Source organism: Dietzia sp. IBK-p2-15D (assembly GCF_057773105.1).
The window spans coordinates 1-964 of record NZ_JBYMTK010000025.1; the positions used below are offsets into that span (position 1 = coordinate 1).

General features: G+C 68.2%; 2 pseudogenes. One reads left to right on the forward strand and one right to left on the reverse strand.

Annotation, left to right across the window (positions count from 1 at the left end):
- Window positions 1–404, forward strand: a pseudogene (locus AC3DEV_RS16675) (long-chain fatty acid--CoA ligase); the annotation flags it as partial.
- 61 nt (window positions 405–465) lie between these two features.
- Here AC3DEV_RS16675 and AC3DEV_RS16680 read toward each other — a convergent pair.
- A pseudogene (locus AC3DEV_RS16680) lies at window positions 466–964 on the reverse strand (long-chain fatty acid--CoA ligase); the annotation flags it as partial.

Sequence of the window (964 nt, forward strand, 5' to 3'; positions counted from 1 at the left end):
TCATCGTCACCGCCGGCGGCAAGAACGTCTCGCCGGGGCAGATCGAGGACGCGATCCGGGCGCATCGACTCGTCGGTCACGCGGTCCTCATCGGTGAGGCCCGTAAGTTCGTCTCCGCGCTGATCACCGTGGACGAGGTCGAGCTCGAGAACTGGGCGGCGGAGAACGATCACAGCGGCCGACCGGCCGAGGACCTGGTCACCGACCCCGAGCTGCGCGCCGCGATCCAGGTCGCCGTGGACGATGCCAATCGGCAGGTCTCGCACGCCGAGGGCGTCAAGAAGTTCGTCGTACTGCCCCGCGACTTCACCGAGGACTCGGGCGAGCTGACCGCGACCCTCAAGGTCAAGCGGCACGTCATCGCGGAGCACTACGCCGGGCAGATCGAGGGCATGTACGCCTGATCGGGCGGATGCGAGAGCGCCCGGACCCCGTCCGGGCCCGGGCGCTCGCACGGTCGGTGGATCAGGCGTCGGTGTACAGCGACTCGATCTCGCTGCCGAAGCGGTCGTGCACGATGTTGCGCTTGAGCTTGAGCGTCGGGGTGAGCTCGCCGCTCTCCACCGTGAACTCGGCCGCGAGGATCTTGAACTTACGGATGGACTCCGCGCGGGAGACCGACTTGTTGGCCCGGTCCACGGCGTCCTGGATCGCGCCCACCAGGTCGCCGTCCCGGAGCAGGTCCTCCACCTCGCCGGTCTTGCCGTGCTTGTCACGCCACGCCGGGAAGGTCTCCTGGTCGATGGTGACCAGCGCCGCGATGTAGTTGCGGTTGTCGCCCACGACGACGGCCTGGCTGATCAGCGGATCGGACGAGAGCAGGTCCTCGATCTGCGACGGCGAGACGTTCTTGCCGCCGGCGGTGACGATGATCTCCTTGGCGCGACCGGTGATCGTCAGGTAGCCGTCCTGGTCGAGCGAACCGAGGTCACCGGTGGCGAACCAGCCGTCGCGGATGGCCTCG